15 protein-coding genes are annotated in these 20612 nt (G+C 49.1%); 13 read left to right on the plus strand and 2 right to left on the minus strand.

What is annotated here, in order from left to right; translation table 11 throughout:
- Positions 1 to 17 precede the first annotated feature (17 nt).
- The 7 genes from TREAZ_RS05690 to TREAZ_RS05720 all read left to right on the plus strand — a co-directional run bounded on the left by TREAZ_RS05690 (position 18) and on the right by TREAZ_RS05720 (position 9848).
- Positions 18 to 4790, plus strand: a complete 4773-nt coding sequence (locus TREAZ_RS05690) for a fibronectin type III domain-containing protein (RefSeq protein ID WP_169312608.1) — start codon at positions 18 to 20, stop codon at positions 4788 to 4790.
- A 39-nt stretch (positions 4791 to 4829) separates the two neighbouring features.
- On the plus strand, positions 4830 to 5774 hold the full coding sequence (locus TREAZ_RS05695; protein ID WP_015710865.1) for a glycosyltransferase: 945 nt from the start codon (positions 4830 to 4832) through the stop codon (positions 5772 to 5774).
- Positions 5775 to 5806: 32 nt separating this feature from the next.
- Positions 5807 to 6790 carry a GNAT family N-acetyltransferase gene (locus TREAZ_RS05700; protein ID WP_015710866.1) on the plus strand — a complete coding sequence of 328 codons (984 nt, stop codon included), beginning with the start codon at positions 5807 to 5809 and terminating at the stop codon, positions 6788 to 6790.
- A 22-nt stretch (positions 6791 to 6812) separates the two neighbouring features.
- On the plus strand, positions 6813 to 7790 hold the full coding sequence (locus TREAZ_RS05705) for a GNAT family N-acetyltransferase (RefSeq protein WP_015710867.1): 978 nt from the start codon (positions 6813 to 6815) through the stop codon (positions 7788 to 7790).
- Positions 7791 to 7793: 3 nt separating this feature from the next.
- Positions 7794 to 8543: a glycosyltransferase family 2 protein gene (locus TREAZ_RS05710; RefSeq protein WP_015710868.1), complete on the plus strand. Its 750-nt coding sequence runs from the start codon at positions 7794 to 7796 to the stop codon at positions 8541 to 8543.
- A gap of 15 nt (positions 8544 to 8558) precedes the next feature.
- Entirely contained in the window at positions 8559 to 8999 is a 441-nt protein-coding gene (locus tag TREAZ_RS05715; protein WP_015710869.1) for a GtrA family protein, read from the plus strand.
- A gap of 75 nt (positions 9000 to 9074) precedes the next feature.
- Positions 9075 to 9848, plus strand: a complete 774-nt coding sequence (locus tag TREAZ_RS05720; protein ID WP_280990959.1) for a metallophosphoesterase — start codon at positions 9075 to 9077, stop codon at positions 9846 to 9848.
- 7 nt (positions 9849 to 9855) lie between these two features.
- Here TREAZ_RS05720 and TREAZ_RS17680 read toward each other — a convergent pair whose 3' ends face one another.
- Positions 9856 to 11478: a glycoside hydrolase family 5 protein gene (locus tag TREAZ_RS17680; protein ID WP_015710871.1), complete on the minus strand. Its 1623-nt coding sequence runs from the start codon at positions 11476 to 11478 to the stop codon at positions 9856 to 9858.
- A 183-nt stretch (positions 11479 to 11661) separates the two neighbouring features.
- Here TREAZ_RS17680 and aspS point away from each other — a divergent pair, with 183 nt between their 5' ends.
- The 4 genes from aspS to TREAZ_RS05745 are packed head-to-tail and all read left to right on the plus strand — an operon-like array spanning position 11662 to position 17194.
- A complete protein-coding gene (gene aspS, locus TREAZ_RS05730; RefSeq protein WP_015710872.1) occupies positions 11662 to 13002 on the plus strand; it encodes an aspartate--tRNA(Asn) ligase in 1341 nt (446 codons plus the stop codon).
- The gene (locus TREAZ_RS05735) at positions 12999 to 14408 is read left to right on the plus strand and encodes an MATE family efflux transporter (RefSeq protein ID WP_015710873.1); all 1410 of its coding nucleotides are present in this window, start codon (positions 12999 to 13001) and stop codon (positions 14406 to 14408) included. The genes aspS and TREAZ_RS05735 overlap by 4 nt, the downstream gene beginning before the upstream one ends.
- 7 nt (positions 14409 to 14415) lie before the next feature.
- A complete protein-coding gene (locus tag TREAZ_RS05740; RefSeq protein ID WP_015710874.1) occupies positions 14416 to 15783 on the plus strand; it encodes an MATE family efflux transporter in 1368 nt (455 codons plus the stop codon).
- Positions 15784 to 15841: 58 nt separating this feature from the next.
- Positions 15842 to 17194 carry a hexokinase family protein gene (locus TREAZ_RS05745; RefSeq protein WP_015710875.1) on the plus strand — a complete coding sequence of 451 codons (1353 nt, stop codon included), beginning with the start codon at positions 15842 to 15844 and terminating at the stop codon, positions 17192 to 17194.
- 6 nt (positions 17195 to 17200) lie between these two features.
- Here TREAZ_RS05745 and TREAZ_RS05750 read toward each other — a convergent pair whose 3' ends face one another.
- Positions 17201 to 18640 (minus strand): NFACT RNA binding domain-containing protein, encoded by a 1440-nt coding sequence (locus TREAZ_RS05750; protein ID WP_015710876.1) that lies wholly within the window; start codon positions 18638 to 18640, stop codon positions 17201 to 17203.
- Positions 18641 to 18693: 53 nt separating this feature from the next.
- Here TREAZ_RS05750 and TREAZ_RS05755 point away from each other — a divergent pair, with 53 nt between their 5' ends.
- Both TREAZ_RS05755 and TREAZ_RS05760 read left to right on the plus strand, forming a co-directional pair.
- Entirely contained in the window at positions 18694 to 19950 is a 1257-nt protein-coding gene (locus TREAZ_RS05755; RefSeq protein WP_015710877.1) for a glycoside hydrolase family 3 N-terminal domain-containing protein, read from the plus strand.
- On the plus strand, positions 19947 to 20594 hold the full coding sequence (locus TREAZ_RS05760; RefSeq protein ID WP_015710878.1) for an RluA family pseudouridine synthase: 648 nt from the start codon (positions 19947 to 19949) through the stop codon (positions 20592 to 20594). Before TREAZ_RS05755 ends, TREAZ_RS05760 begins: the two co-directional genes overlap by 4 nt.
- Positions 20595 to 20612: the final 18 nt, after the last annotated feature.

Genomic DNA, 20612 nt, shown 5'->3' on the forward strand with positions numbered 1-20612 from the left:
ATGGGGAAAGAACCGTAATGCCGGTAAAGCCTGATTCTTCCATTTATGATATAGCTCTCTATCAGAGGGCAAAAGATTCCAGCGAGAGCTGGGTCTTGGTTGATCCGCAGCCGCCTGCCGATACTAACGGCGCTATCGAAGTGGGATACCAGATAGACCTTGTAGATGCAGGCGACAACCTGGAGTATAAGGCCGACGTAAACGCCTTCCTGAAACTCGGCAATCAAAAGGGAGATCAGTGGGCTGAGGGATCAACCGGAGAAACACCGTTTTATAAAGACGTGGGTACCGTATCAATAATCCTCAGCCCCATAGCTCTTAGTGCTCCGGATGCCAAGGGTATCTTTAGCTGGGATCTCAGCCTCCCGTCCGGGGTTTCCATAAAAAGCCTTGAATTATCGGGCGAGACTCTGGTAAATTTGGGTTCCCTTGCCGCAAGCGGAACAAAAACAGAAGTGCCTGCGGGTATTTACGATCTTGCCCTTGTCCTTGAAAAGACCGGCGAAGCTTATTATTACGTAGCTACCAGCCTCTATGCCCTGGTGTATATATACCCCGGCATGGAATCAAAAGCCGATAATGCAAGCCTGCAATTGGGGAACCTTGTATGGCCCGCCAAAGACATAACGGATATTGACATCTCCCTCAGCGCCTATGCCGGTTCCGGTACCACTACTGAATATCTGGAGATCATAACAGGTTCTGATGTGGAACTTTTACCCGAAGATATTACCCTCAGGGCTTTCGATACGGGTATAACCAAAACAACCTTCGCCTCCGAAGACCTTCATAATATGGGCGGCGGTAAGTACCTGCTCAATATAGGCGCTTTTACACAAGGCGGACCCGTAAAGGTACGTATTTCCAAGCCCGGTTATAATATTCATATTGATAATCCCGACTCTGTTGTCGAGGTATATAAAAATACTACGGATAAAATAATCGGCGCCGCCGCGCTGTTTGATTTCCTGCCCCCTGTTGCAGGGCTAATTCCGTTTAAGGATCCGGATAAACCCGGAACAAAACCTCCTGTTCCTGCCAGCGAATCATATACTAGTACAGACGCAACCCAATGGCCATGGGATCCGTCAAGCGCATTTGCAAGCGGCGAATACAGTGTTACCGTAACATTAAATGCTGCCAGCGGCTATCTTTTTGCTGAAGATATGGATATCGATACAGACTCAGGCGGCGATGTCCGGAATATAGCCGTAAACGGGCCACGCACAGTAGTAACCTTCGTTGTGCATTTCAATGAAACCGCAAAGGTTCAAGGTTCCGAAATTGAAATCACCTATAAAGATGCCCAGGGATCCCCCCTTTCTGGGATTAATAAACTCCAGATAGGGCAGGTTTTGGATGCATCGGCAGAGGTTGTTTATGAGTCTCTGAAGGTAGATCCTGATAACAATACACCTATTTGGGGCTCCAGTGATGAAAGCGTAGCCATAATAAATAGGGATACCGGCGTAATAAGGGCCATGGGTGCGGGAACGACGTATATAAGTTATGTTACTGCAGGCGGTATGTTCTCCAATAGAACGTTGTTAACCGTAGCGGTTGCCTCCCAGACAGTTCCTCCTGCGTATTCTCCTACTTCCTTGGCGGATTTTGCCGGAGAAACCCTCAGCCTTAACCAGGTGCGCCTAAACCAGATTAACAGCCTTGCAAGCGGCGTCCCCGGCGGTAACGGTACTATTAAGTACAGCATAGCCTCGGGCGGCGATTTTGCGTCTATTAATGAAAACACCGGCGTCCTTACCATGGTGGGAACAGGGGTGGTAACCGTTAAGGTTACCATCAGTGATGCTGTCGGCTTTGTATGGTATTCAGGGGTGTCAGCTTCTATACCTCTAACTGCATGGCCGGTTACTCCGGTGTCCGGATTTACAGTTCTAAGCAGCAGCTTAAAAGCGCACCTCTCCTGGACAAGGCCTGCCGGTCCCGACGCGGCGTATCTTACGGGTTATGAAATTACCTATACTCCGAATGCTCCGGGTTCGCCAATAGAACTAGGTCCGAATCTTACCGCACATACTATTACGAACCTGACTAACGGTGTTGATTATACCTTTAGTATTCGGGCAAAATATAAAAGCAAGACCGATCGTATCATTCCTCCAAGCGAAGCAAAAACCGCTGCCGCCCGCTCGGTAAGTATTTTTACAAACAAAAAGATGTACTGGATCGGGGACAGCTACAGCGCTAATTCCGTGGACTACAATGTCGGCTTATCCTACCCCGAAATGATAGCCTCAAGTTTGCAGGTTACCGATGCAGAGAGCGGCTGGAAAAACCAGTACAGCAAGGCCAAGATCGGAGCGTTTATGTCGTCCAGTAACTTCCTTGGAGCCCAGGTTCAGGAAGAACTAGAATGGATAGATACCACCGAGGTTGATTACCTCAGGGACAGCGCCGGAAGGATTTACTCACAATTGGGCAATCCTTCCAGGCTTTATTATGAAGCCGACGACGGTACCATTAAAGTCAACGGCTCCTGGTCAACTGGGACCTACTATGCCGACACTAATGGTATTAAGTACTTTGTTAAAACTGACCCCGAAAGTGACAACACCTATTATTCAACCGACAGTACAAACGGCCCCATCGGAATAATAAAAGTTGATTCTGCCGGTATTGTAGAAAGCTATATAGACGGCGCAAGTATTGTGTACACAAAAAAGACCGACAGCGATAACAATTATTATTCAACGGTGGAAGGCGTCAGCTCTCCCAATGGGGCCATCAGGCTTAATAATACGGGCCTAACCGAGTATTATAGATGGACTTCGGGTACTACAGATTATACCAAGCAAACGGACAGCGATACCAAGTATTATTCAACGGGGGAAGGCAGCGCCTCCGCCGCCGGTACCATCCAAATTGATACAACAGGTTTTACAGCCGAGTATTATTCAATAGGGAGTAGCGGCACTACTTATTATCAAAAAATGACCGACGACGATGATACATACTACTCGGACAGTACCAATGGCAGTATCGTCAGTACCGGCAATTTAATTTTCTACCCTGATGCGCAAAGTGGTTGGACTAAGGTTAATAATCAACTATGGGCCTATACTTCTTCTAACGGTACTAAAAGGTGGTATGAATATTCGTACCCCACCACTGCCGCCAGAACCTATTATTATCAGATAAACGCTACTTCAGGCGCCACTGTTACCGCTAGTACCACGTCCTACAAAATTGCCGGAATGACTCTCAGGTATTACGCAAAAGGTACTTATAGCAGTAAATATTATCCGGCTAATTACCCAAGCGGGAATACCTATTATTTAGGGGGCAATGGAACCGTTAAAGTTTCGAATATGACTCTGCACCATTACTCAGATGGCGGGACGAATTATTATGGCCCCTATACGTATCCAACCAGCAGTACGTATTATGAAGCAGGCGACGGAACCATCAAGGTAAACGGTATAACTTCTGTTTATATGTTTAACGGAACCAGGTACTACCCGTACACATATCCTGTGACAAACAGGTATTACCAGGCCGCTAACGGTGTCATATTGGTAAATACAAGCAATTTGACGTCAGGTGCTTATTATACGATGTCCGGCAGCCCCAACAAATATTTCTACCAAAAAACGGATACTGATACAACGTATTATATTGCTAATTATGGTACCAATGACGAAAAAATTGTGATGACCGCCGATGGTCTGACAATTGTCTATAAGAAAAATCCGATCAGCACCGGGAATATTGTCTGGCAGGACGCGACCAATGTAGGCTGGGATGTGGATACCAACCTGTTGACGCTGGACGATCCTTCCACGCCGGAGGTTATTGAGGCCGATGACGGAAGGTTGTTCCACAGCATCAGCCAGGCAAGGGCTATTATGGACCGTACATCCGATTCGTCCTTTGAGGGCAATATTGTCATACAGCTTGGGGCCAATGACTATGTCTACTACCGTAACTACAACTCCGATACCTTCAAAGACCTGCCTATAGTGCCGATACGGGAAAATTACTTGTCTGACGCGGCGTACGACGCGGCTAAGGCGGCATTCGACGATGCTATCGCAAATCATCTTTACGCTTATCCGCAGTTGTTGATGCCGGTAGACGGCTATGTCGATTCGGTTAATTTCACAAGTGTGAACGCCGGTACGCATGATTTTAACGCTATTCTGACGGAACTGAAAACATGGCTGGTAAACAACAGCGGAGCTTTGAATATACCTGACAATATCGGTGTGAGTGGAAGCGTTGCCAGCCCCAGTATGGCGTCCCCCTACATTTCCCCCTGGCGTAATCCTGATGAGCAGCCCGGCGTGGATAATGAAGGCGATGTACGGGAAAGCTTCTGGACCGGTTCTGCCAGTTCCCTTTTGGGAATTATTCTTAACCTTCATAACCGCTTCCCCAATGCAGGTATTGTGGTTCTGGGTATGTACTTTAATGACTCAGTGGGAACCACTTTGGATAACGCCTATTACAACAACTTGTCAGAAGGAGAGAAAGCCAATCATCCTAACCCGGCTACACACTCCCTTGTGTATTCCGCGAGCCAATACGACAGGGCTTACAAAGAAATGGTAAAGCTGGCCAAGCAAAATTTCGGCATCGAAAAGGTTACCTTTAGGCGGATCTCTTCGGTACTCTGCGGTGAATATGGGTTCGCATTAAGCGATCTTGATTCGGCTAATACCTATCATCCGAGTGAAAATGCCAATAGAAACAAAATTTACCCTGCGGTTGAAAAGGTGCTTAACCAGATTGAAAGCTGGGATCTGATAGAAGATGCAGTTGAGTTTTAATTGAACGTTGGCCGCCCCGGATACTCGGGGCGGCTTTATATGATTAACGAGGCATCCGGCATGGTTCAGAACAAAGAGAATGGTTTTTTGTCTGTTGTATTGTATATGTATAATAACGAAAAAGGGATTCGTCACTTTTTCAACTCTTTGTACGGCGCCCTGGATGCGAATTTTGAACACTTTGAAATTATCTGCGTGAACGACGGTTCCGAAGACAAGGCCATGGCTTTTGTTGAGGAATTCGCCAAAAATGTACATGATGGCAAAATCATAACCGTCCTTACCATGAGCGGGCATCAGGGCATAGAGGCAGCCATGAACGCCGGGGTCGATTTGGCCATCGGCGACTGGATTTTTGAATTTGACATCATCGAGGAAGGTTTTGACGGGAAGCTTATTATGGAAGTGTATCGCAAGGCTGTGTCCGGTTATGACATTGTAACGGCGGCGCCCAAAAATATCCATTCTTTGTCTTCAAAATTATTTTACCGTGTTTACAATTTTGTCGGCAATGAAAATTTATCCAGCGAGAGTTTTATACTCATTTCGCGCCGCGCCCTGAACCGTATTAAGACCATAAACCAGTTTGTTCCGTACCGGAAAGTTTTGTATTCCCGTTCCGGTTTGCCAATTGTAAAGATGTATTACGATAACAGGAGCTGGGAAAAAAGTGAGCGGCCAAAAAACGGATCAGATTTGGCTCTGGAATCCCTTATCCTTTTTACCAGAGCCATTCAGAGCATTTCGCTGATTATTTCTGTTTTTTTCGCCCTTTTTACCACCGCTTTCGGTATTTATATTCTGATAATACGGTTTTTTCATATATTTTCACCCGAAGGCTGGGCCACCCAGATGTTGTTTTTAAGCATCGGCTTTTTCGGTGTTTTCATTTTATTTTTTTTTGTAATTAAGTATCTGTCTGTTATTTTAAATGTTGTTTTTGTAAAACAGCGTTACCTTGTAGAATCAGTCAGAAAATTGTAGAGCCTGGTTAAACCGGACACAAGGAGTAGTTATTGGAACTTGTCACCTATGACGAAAAATATGAATCCCTTTGGGACGGCTTTATAAAAGAAGAATCCGTCAATGGTGAATTTATGCATACAAGGAATTTCCTGAATTATCACCACAAGGGAAAATTCACAGATTGTTCTTTCCTGATTTACGACGGGGCAAATTTGGCTGCCGTAATTCCGGCTTGCGAACGGCTTGAGGATGGCGAAAAGATTTATTTTTCCCATGGAGGCGCTTCTTTTGGCGGTTTTGTTATCGGCCGGAAATATTATAACGCCAAGCATGCTATGGATATGGTAAAGGCCCTGGAAGACCGTGTCAGGGAGTCCGGGTTTACAGAGGTGCATTTAAAAATGACCCCCGATTTGTTTTGCCGGGAAAAGAGTGATTTGCTCCAGTTTGTTTTAATGCACAGCGGTTATGCTGTATACGCTGATATCAGTACATTTATTGATTTTGCGGATTATAAAGAAAATATCGAAGATAATTTCGACGGCAGGCAGAAACGGAATTACAAAGCTGCATTAAAATTCGGCCCTGAATTCAGGGAAATAACAGATGATACCGGGATTATCAGTTTTTATAGGATCCTTGTTAAAAACCATTTAAAATTTGAAGCAGTTCCGGCGCACACCCTGGATGAACTATATGAAATTTGCAAGAGGCTTGGCGATAGTATTAAATTTTTTGGTGTTTTCTTGGGAGGCACTTTATGCGCATGCAGTATGGTGCTTGAATACAAATATGCCAATATACTGCATACACAGTATTTGGCGATGGACTACGATTACGCATTAAACAGGCCCAGTGCGTTCCTTTACTATAATTTGATTGATTGGGCGCGTAAATGCGGTTTTAGCAAACTTTCCTGGGGTGTTTCTTCGAACAGCAGGGGAGCCTTTTTGAACGATACGCTTTTGTCATTTAAGGAATCCGTAGGGAGCAGGTACTCCCTTAACCGTGGCTTTACAAAAAAGCTGCGATAAATTTTTTTAATGAAGGTTTTTTATGAATATCATTTCATACGAAGATAAATATGAAGCACAGTGGGACGCCTTTGTAAATGATACGGCTGTTAACGGCGCCCTGATGCATACGAGGAATTTTTTAGCTTACCATCCAAAGGGAAAATTCGAGGATTGTTCATGCCTGATATTCGACGGGGATGAATTGGCGGGGATAGTCCCGGCATGCGTGAAAACCGAAGCCGGCAAGAAAGCCTTTTTCTCCCATGCGGGCGCCTCTTACGGCGGGATTGTAGTAAACCATGAGTACTACAACGGGAAGAAAGTAATCGAAATGGTTGATACCCTTGAAAATTTTGTAAAAGAAGCGCATTTTGGCCAAATAATTTTAAAAATTACTCCTGATCTGTTTTGCCGGGAAAAGAGCGATTTGCTTCAGTATGTATTAAGGTACCGGGGTTACAGCGATTATTGCGAATTGGCGGCTTATATCGATTATGCTGATTATAAACAGGACCTGATTGCGAATATCAGTTCCCACAGGCTGCGGAAGCTTAAAACTGCCTTAAAAAACAACCTGGAATTCAGGATTCTTACAGAGGACGAGGACGTCCGGAACATCCATGCCGTTATTACAAAAAATTATTTAAAATTTGAAACCAAGCCGATACACTCTGCGGAAGAGATGCTTGATTTTAAAAACAAGAGGCTTCCGGACAAGGTGGTATTCGTCGCCGCCTATTCGGGCGGTACAATGGCCGCCGGGGGTATGCTGTTCCTGTTTGGAAAAGTTGCCCACGCCCAGTATCTTTCGCAGGATTATGATTTTGATGATGTTTTCCCCAATGTATATCTATACCACAAGACAATAGAATGGGCCCGTGACCACGGTTTTGAAAAACTGTCCTTCGGCATCAACACCACCTACCGGGGGGCTGTATTGAACACGGGCTTATTGGATTTTAAGGAATCTTTTGGCAGCAAACATGCAGTGAACAGGACCTATTACAAGGAGCTATGAAATATGGCAGAACAGACGGGAACCGGCAGATGCAAAGCCTCGGTATCGATGCTTATACCTGCTTATAACGAAGAAGATATACTCCTGCCCGCATTGGAACGAAGCCTGGAATGTTTTCAAAGGGATTTTGAAGATTACGAGATTGTTTTGATTAATGACGGAAGCAAAGATAACACCGGGGCGATAATAGATGAATTTGTCAAAACCCACGATCATGCAGTTGCCCTGCATAATCTGATCAATTTGAATTACGGGGCTTCCATTCAGCGGGGGTTTGTAGCCGCTAGCAAGAAATACGTATTCGCCAACGCCGCCGATTTGCCCCTGGACCCGGGAAAAGTCCGGGAACTTATCGAAAAATCCGAAAATGAAAATATTGACGTCCTCTGCGTTGAGAGGATGGAGTACCTGGGTACATCTGCCTGGCGCAGGTTTGCGTCTCTTGTGAACCGGGCTTTAATACTTATGCTGTTCCCGAACGGCAAGAAAGGGATACGGGATACGAACTACCTCCAGATATTCAGGCGCAGCATTATAGAAGATATTTTGCCTTTGGCGCGTTCGCCGATATTTACCATGCCGGAAATGATATTCAGGGCGCGGTATAAAAAAATCTATAAGGTCGTTCCGGTTGAATTTGAATACAAGGCGATGTCGGTAAGGAAAGGCGCTTTTGGCCATCCCAATGATATTTTCTGGGGTATTTACGACATGCTGCGTTTCCGTCTGCGCGTATGGCAGCGAAATTATTGATCATAAAAGGATTCTATGACAGGTAAAATTATACGTCTTATTAAAGAGAACGCGGCTGCGATAAAACAGTTTATCGGGTTTTGTATAGTCGGTGTTTCCAATACCCTGATAAGTCTTGCAATTTATTATGCAATGGTCTACCTGGGCGTCCATTATCAGATAGCCAATGTGGTAAGTTATGTCATCAGCATATTTAACGCTTATTTCTGGAACAGGTGGCTGGTGTTTAAAAAACGCAGCGAACCCCGTACCGGGCAGTTAATAAGAACGTATATCAGTTATGGTTTTACCCTTGGACTGAGCGCTTTGCTTTTGTATATTTTGGTTGATGTTTTTAATATATCCAGCTATATTGCCCCGATCATCATTTTGTTCATCACTACGCCTGTCAATTTTTTGCTGAACAAGTTCTGGACCTTCAGGGAACCGAAAAATTCTCCCCCTGCAGCAGGGTAATAGCGAAACATGACCCGCAAAAAAAAACGTGTAATAGCGTTCATTGTAATTGCCTTGCTTATTGTATATATGATTATGATATATAGAAATTTACAGATCCGTGTCTATAGGCTGGAAACCCCTCTCCTGTCCGAAAATACGGTTATACGTATTGTTCTAATATCTGATTTGCACAGCCAGATTTACGGGAAAGATCAAAGCCCGTTAATCGAAAAGGTAATAAAACTTGAACCGGATTTGATATTTCTTACCGGCGACATCCTGGACGACAGGGTGCCCGACACAGGGACGCTTTTATTCTTATCAGGCGTTAAGGATCTTGCCCCCATGTATTATGTTACCGGCAATCATGAACGCATGAGCCGTCGTTTTGAAGAAAGAATGGAACTGCTCCGGTCTTTCGGCGTGGTTATTCTGCCGGATGCCTATATTGAAACTGAAGTAAAAGGAAATGAAATAATAATAGCCGGCCTGGATGACCCTTATATAAGCTGGCCTGTTGACAAAGATCAGTCTGAAATAATGGAAAAAACATTCAGAGAACTGGATCAAAGAAAAGAGTACAAGATACTCCTGGCTCACCGCCCGGAACGCGTCGAGCAGTACCTTGAATATTCTTTTAACCTGATTGTTAATGGGCACTCCCACGGCGGGCAAGTGCGAATTCCCCTTATCCTGAACGGCCTCTATGCCCCCAATCAGGGATTTTTTCCAAAATATACCGGCGGTTTGTATAAACACGGCGGGACTATGCAGATAGTGAGCCGGGGACTTTCTGACATGGAAAAAATCCCAAGGATATTTAACCCGACGGAACTGGTTTGCATAATCGTAAAATCTGGCAAATGAGCCTGCCTCAGGGCCGCTCCTGGACATTGCTCCTGAGGTAATCCACCACATACTGGCCATAGTCGCTCAGGGTATTGTAGTTTTCATTCAGCAGCATATTGGGCCCATACCAGGGATCGTAACCCCAGGCCAGGTTATGTAAATTTTTTGCTTTAAAGAATTGAGAAACCAGTTTATCCGCAAAGTTGGCTGGTGTATCGTATAGATCAGATTTCGGGTTGGTGTAATAACCCCATTCGGTGGTTACTATGGGGCGGATTTGGTACAAGCCGTCAAGGTAGTTCTCCCAGATCTCCGGGGTTCCGTTGTGGCCCCCGTACACATGCCAGGCGTAGGCTGTATTTGCATCGGAGAGCAGGGAATTTTTGATACTCCGCAGATCCAGAGTCCAGTAAAAACCCGAAGCGATAAGAACATTACTTCTGCCATTATTCCTGATAATGGAGATTAACTGCTCCCAATAGCCTTTCAGGGCAGTCCAGCTGGCTTGATTCTTGTATACATTCTGAGGTTCATTCCAGAGTTCAAACAGGATTCTGCCGTCGCTGAATTCCCTGGATATGGTATCCCAGAAATCCTTGGCGGTATTAAAGTCCCCGGTATACCCGATCCAGGAATTGTTTAAGTCCTCAGCTCCCCCATCTGGAACCGCGACAGTATGGTAATCAATGATGACAAATAATCCCGCGTCCAGGGCTTTTTGGACATTTTCCTTTAAATAAGCGATGGATTGAGCCCTTTCCTCATGCCAGAGTCTGCCCGGAGGTACTGCGAATCTTACCACATTGGCGTTAAGTTCATTGGCGATACGGGTAAAACTGGGAGCGCTGCGATTTGCAGCCCGCTTAAAGTGGTAAAGATCGCCTACATTGACCCCTCGCAAAACCACGGATTTGAAATTGCCGCCCCTGCCGTATTCAATTTGATTTCCATTTACTCGCAGATATTTTGCACCATTGTCGTCCGGCTCCTGTGTGCCAGGGTCGGTCGTGCCAGGGTCGGTCGTGCCAGGGTCGGTCGTGCCAGGGTCGGTCGTGCCAGGGTCGGTCGTGCCAGGGTCGGTCGTGCCAGGGTCGGTCGTGCCAGGGTCGGTCGTGCCGGGGTCGGTCGTGCCGGGGTCGGTTGTGCCAGGGTCGGTTGTGCCAGGGTCGGTTGTGCCAGGGTCGGTTGTGCCAGGGTCGGTTTGCCGGTCGGTCGTACCGGGATCTTGTATGTCTGGCTCATCTGTGGAATTACTGAACGCAACGGTGATTTTTTCAACCCCCGTCGAGCCATCCCTGGAGATAATGGATATTTCTATATATCCCATCAGGGCAATATCCTCTTGAGAAAGAGTAAAAATCGCTTCATGAATCCCTTCGGTATTGGTATCCAGGGTGTCATTATTCCTAAAAGTAAAGATGTCTTTTTTGATTTGCCCTTTCTGTTTATTCAGTAAACTGATTTTGATTGTGTTATTAGCATCCCCTTCTCCGCCTTTTCCCGTGTAGTGGTAGGAAATGGTCAGTATATCCGTCGTTCCGTCAAAATCTGCCTCATCAAGCGGGCAGACAATTTTAGCCGTCGATTCTGTGAATACGGATAATTGTTTTAAATCATCAATAGATGCGACAGTATCCTCTTGCAGCATAAATTTACAGCCTAAAAGGTTCAGAGAGACAAGTAAAAGCGCTAACTTTTTGATATACATACACCCTTCTTTTTTCTAAATATCACTTATATTATACTTCTTTTGATAATCTTTGTCAGCCATACTATACTTGACGCCTTTGGAGGCCAAATATAAACTTGAGGAACAAACGTAGGAGCAATGATGCGAGTTTTAGCAAAAGACATGGTCCGCGCAGCCGGAGAAAAATCCGGGGAGGAGCTTGAAGTTTCAGGCTGGGTGCATCGGATACGGGACATGGGGGGCATCACATTCGTGGTACTCAGGGACAGATCCGGCATAATGCAGCTGGTGTTTGATTCAAAGCCTTTGGACGCGGACGGGAATGAGCTCACCCTGGAATCGGTGATCACTGCCAAGGGCAATGCCAGCCTGAACATAAAGGCCCCCGGAGGAGCGGAGCTTAAGGTAAGCTCCGTCCGGGTGCTGAGCCGTGCAGAGCCGGATCTTCCCTATCAGGTTAATGGCAATGTTTCCCAATTCAGCCTTGAGACTATTCTGGACAACCGGATGCTTTCTTTGCGCAATCCCAAGATCAGGGCCATTTTTAAAATACAGGCGACCATTATCGACGCTTTTTCCGCGTATCTGCGGTCCCGCGATTTTACCGAGATAAAGACCAGCAAGCTTGTGGGGAGCGGCACCGAGGGCGGCACGGAGCTTTTTGAGGTTGAATACTTTGACCGCAAGGTGTATCTGGCCCAGTCGCCCCAGCTCTACAAGCAGGCCCTGGTGGCTGCTGGTTTCGAGCGGGTTTTTGAAGTATGCCCGGTTTATCGGGCCGAAAAGCACGACACCCCCCGGCACTTGAACGAATATGTTTCCATGGATGTGGAGATGGGGTTTATCGAATCAGAAAAAGATTTAATAGAACTGGAGAAGGCGCTCCTCTCCCATATTTTCGAAGAGGTCGCCAAGCGTAACAGCGCTGAACTTGAAATGTGGAACGCTGCGGTTCCCAGCCCCGAGGCTGTGGCCAAGGCGCCCACTATTCCCTATGAAGAAACCCTCAAAATCGTAAACGAGGAAGCTGCAAAAGGCAAAAATCCGGGGAGCCGTATTTTTGATATTAACCCCGAGGCAGAGCGGCTTGTCTGCGAATGGGCTCTCCGCGAAAAAGGCATAGATCTGGTTTTTGTAAACGAATTCCCCAGGCGGCACAGGCCCTTCTACACATATCCTCTTAACAAAGGGGACGGCGGCGCTGCCGCAACCACCATGAGTTTCGACGCCCTTTTCAGAGGGCTTGAGATCACCTCGGGGTCGAGGAGACAGCATGACTACAAGACGCTGGCCGAAACCCTCCCCAAATTCGGCTTAAAAGCCGAAGACATGGCGGGGTATCTTTCAGTGTTTAAATACGGCTGTCCTCCCCATGGCGGCTTTGCTATCGGCTGCGAAAGGCTTACTCAAAAGATCCTGGGCCTTGCCAATGTAAAGGAGGCGAGCCTCTTCCCCCGGGACAGGAAGCGCGTCGAACCTTGACCCTGGAAGTTCCAGCGAAGCCTCCTGCGGAAATTCCAGCGAAGCTCCCCGCGGGAAAGCCCGCTATAATTTGGGATAATTCCGCCCTGTGGAGGCTTATCTGGCCCCTGGTGGTGGAGCAGATCCTGAGCATTACCATTGGGCTTGCGGATACAGTGATGGTGTCAGGCGTAGGCGAGCACGCCGTGTCAGGTGTGTCCATTGTAGATACCATAAACCAAATGCTCATTATTGCGTTTGCCGCCCTTGCTACAGGTGGGGCAGTGGTGGTGAGCCATTATATTGGCGCAAGGATGGTGCAAAAGTCCAGGACAGCCTCGCGGCAGCTCATGTATATCAGTTTTGCAATTTCCGTCCTGATTATGATCTTTACCCTGGCCCTGAGGCGGCCCATGCTTTTCCTTATCTATGGGAAGATCGATGCCAATGTGATGGCATCGGCTGAAATTTATTTTTTCCTCAGCGCTTTGAGTTATCCCTTCCTGGCTATCTATAATTCCGCCGCTTCTCTTTTCCGCAGCGCAGGCAATAGCCGCATTACTATGCTTATTGCAGTGGTAGTAAATGTGCTGAACCTTGGGGGCAATGCCCTGCTTATTTACGGTTTTGGCATGGGGGTTGCAGGTGCGGGGATCGCTACCTTGGTCTCCCGGGCTGTCGCAGCAATAGTGTTAACCCTGCTCCTTGTCCATGACAGGGTGTCGGGCATTTCCCTGGACGGCCTTTTCAAGGTTAAGCTTGACGGGCCTGTAATACGGAGCATACTCAAAGTCGGCATCCCCTCGGGAGTGGAGAGTTCCATGTTCCAACTGGGGAAAATACTGACTTCCCGCATCTTTGCAAGTTTTGGCACTGCTGCCATGGCTGCCAATGCTGTGGCTGCCTCCATTAATTCCCTTTCGTTTATGCCGGCCAATGCTTTTGGCATTGCCATGCTGACCATAGTAGGGCAATGCCTTGGGGCAGGGGATATTGCAAGCGCAAAACGCAACACCAGGAAGCTTATGATATTTACCCATAGCTCTGTTGCGGTATTCAGCATTTTAACAGTAATACTGATGGATACGGGGATAGGGCTTTTTAATCTGAGCCCCGAGGCTCATGTGATTGCCAGGCAATTGCTCCTTATCCACTGCGTCATGTCCCCTGTTTCCTGGCCCGGGAGTTTCAGCCTACCCAATGCGTTAAGGTCGGCAGGGGATGCCAGGTACTGCATGTTTGTGGCTGCTGTCAGCATGTGGACGGTCAGGGTTACGGGTTCTTATTTCTGTGCCTATACCCTGGGCCTAGGCGCTGCAGGGGTGTGGTACGCCATGGTTGCGGACTGGTGCGTAAGGGCTGTATTCTATATACGCCGCTGGACAAAAGGCCGATGGCAAAACAATCAGGTCCTTGCGGAAACATGAGCATATAATGGCAGCCGGCACTGTAAATATTTCAGAAAAATGGGACAGCAAAGCCCTTTTTCGCCTTCTCTGGCCCCTCATCATCGAGCAGATCCTGGCAGTTACCATGGGGGCAGCCGACACGGTAATGGTGAGTTCCGTGGGGGAATTCGCTGTCTCCGGGATCAATATAGTTGACAATATCAATAACCTCCTCATTATAACCTTTACTGCCCTGGCCACAGGAGGCGCTGTGGTAGTGAGCCAGTACATAGGCCGCAAAGATAGCCAGAACGCCAGCCTTGCTTCCCGCCAGTTGGTCTACATTGTAACCGGGATTTCCCTGGTGATCATGGTTTTCACCGTTTTTCTCAGGCGCCCCATTATCAGCCTCCTCTATGGGAAAATCGAAAACGATGTCATGGATGCCGCGTCGATCTATTTCATGATCACTGCCCTTTCTTACCCCATGCTGGCCATCTACAATGCCTGTGCAGCCCTGTTCAGGGCAGTGGGGAACAGCAAGGTCACCATGCGCATTGCCCTGCTTGTGAATGTCATGAATATCGGGGGCAATGCGTTTCTCATTTATGTCCTTAAAATCGGAGTGGCAGGCGCGGCTATCTCGACTTTGCTGTGCCGCACCGTTGCCGCAGCCATACTCATGGGCATGCTGATCCGGAATCAGCGGGGGACCATTACCCTTGCAGGGCTTAGCAAGGTACGGCTCATTCCATCCATGGTGCGCAATATCCTCAATGTAGGAATTCCTTCGGGGATAGAAAGTTCCATGTTCCAGGTGGGCCGCCTCCTTACCCAGAGGATCTTTACCACCTTTGGGACCATGGCCATGGCAGCCAATGCCATTGCGGGGGTCATCAATTCTTTTTCATTTATGCCCGGCACCGCTTATGGCATTGCCCTTCTCACGGTGGTGGGCCAGTGCGTCGGGGCAGGGGATTATGGGGCGGCAAGAAAGCAGACCGCCAAGATTATGAAGCTCTGTTATTTTACGATTTTCATCATGAGCGTAGGCATCTATATCTTTATGGAGCCTCTGGTGAATCTCTTCAGCCTGAGCCAGGAGGCCCACGATTTGGCAAAGTCCTTCCTCAGGGTGCACTGTATTTCCATGGCCATTGGCTGGTCCATGAGCTTTGCCCTGCCCAATGCCCTGAGGGCCGCAGGGGACGCGAAGTATGTGATGCTGGCTGCCACAGTTTCCATGTGGACTGTGAGGGTCAGCTTCGCCTATATCCTGACCTTTGCGGTCGGCCTGGGGCCTGTAGGGGTGTGGCTTGCCATGGGGGCTGACTTCGTTTCCCGGGGAATTGCCTATCTTACCCGCTGGCTGGGCCGCCGCTGGGAGGGGAAAAAGGTCATTGAAGATGGTTAAGGCCGATTCCTCTTGCGGGAATCGGATTTTCCTATCATAATAAGAATGAGGTGTTAATATGGGTAAATTCAATCCCCAGGCGCTTTCAGAGTTCGCCAGGTATTACGGGTTTCATTACGATATTATAGATCCTGTTGCCCTGGCTGAGGATGTGCGCATTGATATGGAAAGGGGGCTCAAGGGTCAGCCTACAAGCCTCCCCATGATCCCTGCTTTTATAAGCCCTGTGGCCAAAGCCGAAAGCGGCGAAACCGTAGTTGCCCTGGATGCGGGGGGAACCAACCTCCGGGCAAGCCTGGTGCGCTTTGATGAATATGGCAAGGCCCAGCCCAGCGCCACTGAAAAAGTGCCTATGCCCGGCACTTCGGGCAGGGTGAACGCCGAAGCCTTCTTTGACCAGATCGCTTCTGTTGCCGCTCCGCTCATCGAAAAATCCCCTGATCCTATTAAAGGCATAGGCTTCTGTTTTTCCTACCCCATGGAGATTACCAAAGATGCTGACGGCATACTCCTTGCTTTCAGCAAGGAAGTTGACGCCCCCGACGTGGTTGGCAAGGCTATTGGCAAAGGACTCAAAGAAGCCCTTAAGCGCAGAAAGGTGAAAGTCCCCGAGAGGGTAGTGCTCCTTAACGATACAGTTGCCACTTTGCTCTCCGGCCTGGCGGACCCGAGCCTTTCAACCAGGAAGGGCGCGGATCTCTACGGCGTCCCCGGCGGCCCTGTGGTGGGCTTTATCCTGGGCACAGGCTTTAACACCGCTTATCCTGAATCGAGCATACCCAAAATCAAATTTGAATCCAAAACAAACCCTCAGATTGTGGTCTGCGAGAGCGGCACTTTTGCGAGCCGTTATGTGGGCTTTCTTGACAAGGAATATGATTCCACTACCAAAAACCCCGGAGGCTACACCCTCGAAAAAGCAACTGCCGGCGCTTACCTTGGCCCACTGACTTTCCATATACTCAAGCGCGCTGTCAAAGACGGGCTTGTAAAATTCGCCAAGTCAAAAGAATTCCTGGATTGGCCCGCTTTGCAGACCAAGGATCTCAACGCCTTTATGCACGCACCCCTGGCCATGGAAGGCCCTATCGGCGCCCTTTTTGAAAAGGATGAAATTGACGCGCTGAGAAGCTTTGTGTATATCACTTCGATTATTACCGAGCGTGCGGCGCTCCTTTCCGCAGGGGTGGTTGCGGGGGCTGTCCTTAAATCATCCGAAGGCTTCGATCCTTTTGTGCCTGTCCGCATTGCTGTGGAAGGCACCACCTACATGATCTACAAGGGCATGCGCACCGCCCTCGAGGCATGGCTTCACATTATGCTCACAAAGGGCAAACCCCGGTCCTATGTCATTGGCCCAGTCGAACAAGCCTCCCTTTTTGGCGCAGCCGTGGCGGCTTTGACGAAGTAAGGCTCGTTATTTTTCTATTCTGCAAGTTTCAAGTTCCCTGAGCCGCTCTGCCTCTACCTTAACATGGAGGTTTTTCTCCTGTGTGGGAAGAACCAGGCCCTTGGGGCCGTCTTTGGCGCGGCGCAGGTATTTTACGTGGGTGTAGAAAAGGTCCCCTTCCCCATTGTTCCTCCCCTTGGAATAGAAGATGGCAAGGTTCCCCGCATCCAGGAGTATGTCCAGAGGCACGGTCTTGCCTGCCCTCTGTTTGATGAACACATAAGATCCCGGATAGTCCCTGGCATGGAGCCAGAGATCGTTGCCCTTCACGTGCCTTCTGAGGAGGGCGTCATTCTCGGCCGCATCCCTGCCCACTATGAGGAGCCAGTCCTTGCGTCTGAACGAAAGCCCCGGCCGTTTGGCGTCTTCCTTTCGTGCAGCTGGAACCTGCCTGCCCCCGGTCTTGAGGAGTTTGTTGAGGTTTAAGGGATTGGTTTCTTCAAGGAGCCTTGCGAGGGTTTCTTCCAGTTTGGCAAGCTCGCCTTCGCCCGCGTTGATTTCTATGCGTATGTCCTCAAGTCCGTTTTTGGCTTTACGGTATTGATCATAATAATCCTCCGCAATGGCAGCAGGGCTTTTTTTTGGATCCAGCCTGATTCTTGCCATGCCGCCGGCATGGAAATTTTCCGCTTCGAGCCACTCGTCTCCGGGTTTAATGGAGGCCATGTTTGCGAGCAGTATATCTCCATACTCCTTAAAACGGCCCCCCGAGGCGAAATCCGCTTCTTTGGCTTTTAATTTTTCGAGAGACGCCTTTAAACGCCCTATGCTGCCTTCAAAGTTCCGCCTTGCCTGTTCCCTTAACGCATCCAGGGAAAGGGCCCCTCCCTCCTGCCTGTAAAAGGCGTCGATTTTTTCGTTGAAGCTTTTTGCTTCCCCGTCAGGGTTTTCGCCGCTTAATTCGCGGATTTGGTATTCCTTTTTCGGGGAAGGCGAATTATCCGGGGTTTCTTCAGGCGCATAATGCCCCCCCGAGACTTCGCCTTTTTTTGGGAGCCGCTTCATGGCATCCAGGATGGTTCCATTCCCGTCAGTGACTATCACATTGGCAGCGTTGGACCAGAGCCGTATGTAGATGCGGAAATGCTCCTCCCCCTGGCGCACGGTGATCCTTACGATACGGTTGTCCCCAAGCTGGATTGCTTCTTCTATGCGGCCGTTCACAATGCGGGAATTGAGGAATTCCGCGAATCTGAGGGGCTTGTCATTTTTAGGCACCCCTGCAAAGGTTTCATGGAGCCTGCATGCCCCGGGGGCAAGGCATATGAGGAGGGTCTGCGCGCCTTTCTTTCCATAGAGCCTGAGGGACAATACGTCATAGGCGCTTTGTATGGCCTTCTGAATCTGGCTGCCCGGAAGTTCCAGTTCGTCGAGGATAAGGTTGATTTCTTTCCAGTTCAGCGACATAGAAAGTTATTTTATCTCATTTCCTTATTTTGAAGAATGGGGTATAATGGCGCATGGGTCGTTGTATTGCCGGGCATTTTTGGGAGCTTCTCATTTTGATGCTTGTGTTCCTGTCCTGTACGGGGAAGGGCACGGCACCGGTCGGCGTTTCTCCGGGGCCTGTTGAATCCGGGGCTGTCGGCGGTCCGGGGCAGAAGTATCTCCCAGGGGCGGACGACGCGTCTTACGCACGGTACAGGAAAGAGGCGGCTGTCATTGCCTCGCTTATGGACGACAGGTTTCTGGCTTCCCAGGTGCTTTTGGCCGGGCTGGACAATAAGAATTTTCTTTCTATGGATATTGCCGCAATGCTCAGAAAGATCCCCGCTGGGGGTATTATGTTTTTCAAATACAACCTGGATGCTGAAAAGGATATGGTCAGGTCTTTTCTTGAGGACTGCTCGAATCTTGTCGCGGTATCAGGGTGCGGCATTGTCCCTTTCATGGCAGTGGATCACGAGGGCGGCCTGGTGCACCGTTTTGGGCCGGGCATAGAAAAGCTCCCGGCTGCGGCTGCCTTTTGGGATCTTGCCGAGGCGGAAAGCCAGGCAGCATCCCTAGAAGCCATTGAGGAGTTGGCCAGCCTTTCCGCCGCGGAGATACGGGACCTGGGCATCACCATGAACCTTGCGCCTGTGGCTGAAATTTTGAACGATGACAACAAATATTTTCTCGAAACCCGATCTTATGGGCCGGACCCTGGTTTTACCGAAGCAGCGGTTTCCGCCTTTATCCGGGGCATGGATGCTGCGGGCATTGCCTGCGTTGCCAAGCACTTCCCCGGCAATTCCGGCGAAGACCCCCATGGCAGCTTGCCTGTGCTCAGGGCAGGCAAGCCTGTCCTGGATGAGATGGCAAAGCCCTTTGCCTCGGCGATCCAAAACCTCAGGTGCCCAGGGGTGATGGTTTCCCATGTGATGGTCCCTGCGGTCGATCCCTTCCGCAACGCCAGCCTTTCGCCCCTGGTGCTGGATGGCTGGCTCAGGGGCGATCTGGGCTTTCAGGGCATCATCGTGGCTGACGACTTTGCCATGGGCGCTGTGTCAGCCTCGGGCCTCAGCCCTGCTTCCGCAGCGGTGGAAGCCCTTATCGCCGGGGCGGACATGGTGATGGTTTGGCCCCGCACTATTGACGCAGTCTATGGGGCTATCCTTGGGGCTCTTGAAGATGAACAGCTCTCCCGCCGGCGCCTTCGTGAAGCAGCAGAAAGGGTATTGGCAGAAAAAATACGCTACGGACTTATCATTCCAGTTCCGGAGGGGAATCCATGATCGAAGAAAGCAGAATACTATGGCAAAACAAGGCAGCCATGGTTATCAATAAGCAGCCCGGCGAAAAGGCCGAAAATGACAGCCCCTTCCCTTGCCCTGTCCACCGCCTGGACATGCCTGTCTCGGGCTGCCTCCTCCTGGCTCAGACCCCTGAAGCCCGGGCCTTCCTCTTTGATGCATTCAAAACCAGGAATGTGGAGAAGCGTTATTGGGCTGTAGTGGAAGCCCCGGCCCCTGACAAGATCCCTCCCGATTCGGGGGAGCTTACCCACTGGCTTATGACCGATACAAAACGGAACAAGTCCCTTGCCTATGGAGTGGAAAAAAAGGGCAGCAAAAAAGCATCCCTCCGATACCGCATTGCAGGCCGAGGGGATCATTATCTTTTTATGGAAATAGAATTGCTCACAGGCCGCCATCACCAGATACGGGCGCAGCTTGCTGCACTGGGCCTGCATATTAAAGGTGATGTAAAATACGGCGCCCGCAGGGGCGAGAAGGGCGGGGCTATACGCCTCCATGCTTCATCATTAAGCTTCCCCAATCCCCTTAAATCTTCCGAAACCATTCGCGTAGAAGCGCCGCCGCCTATGGAGGATAATCTCTGGGATGCTTTCAGATCAAGCTTGACTCAACCCGAATAACCCAAGCCGCATAACCCT

Source organism: Leadbettera azotonutricia ZAS-9, assembly GCF_000214355.1.
Lineage (GTDB): Bacteria > Spirochaetota > Spirochaetia > Treponematales > Breznakiellaceae > Leadbettera > Leadbettera azotonutricia.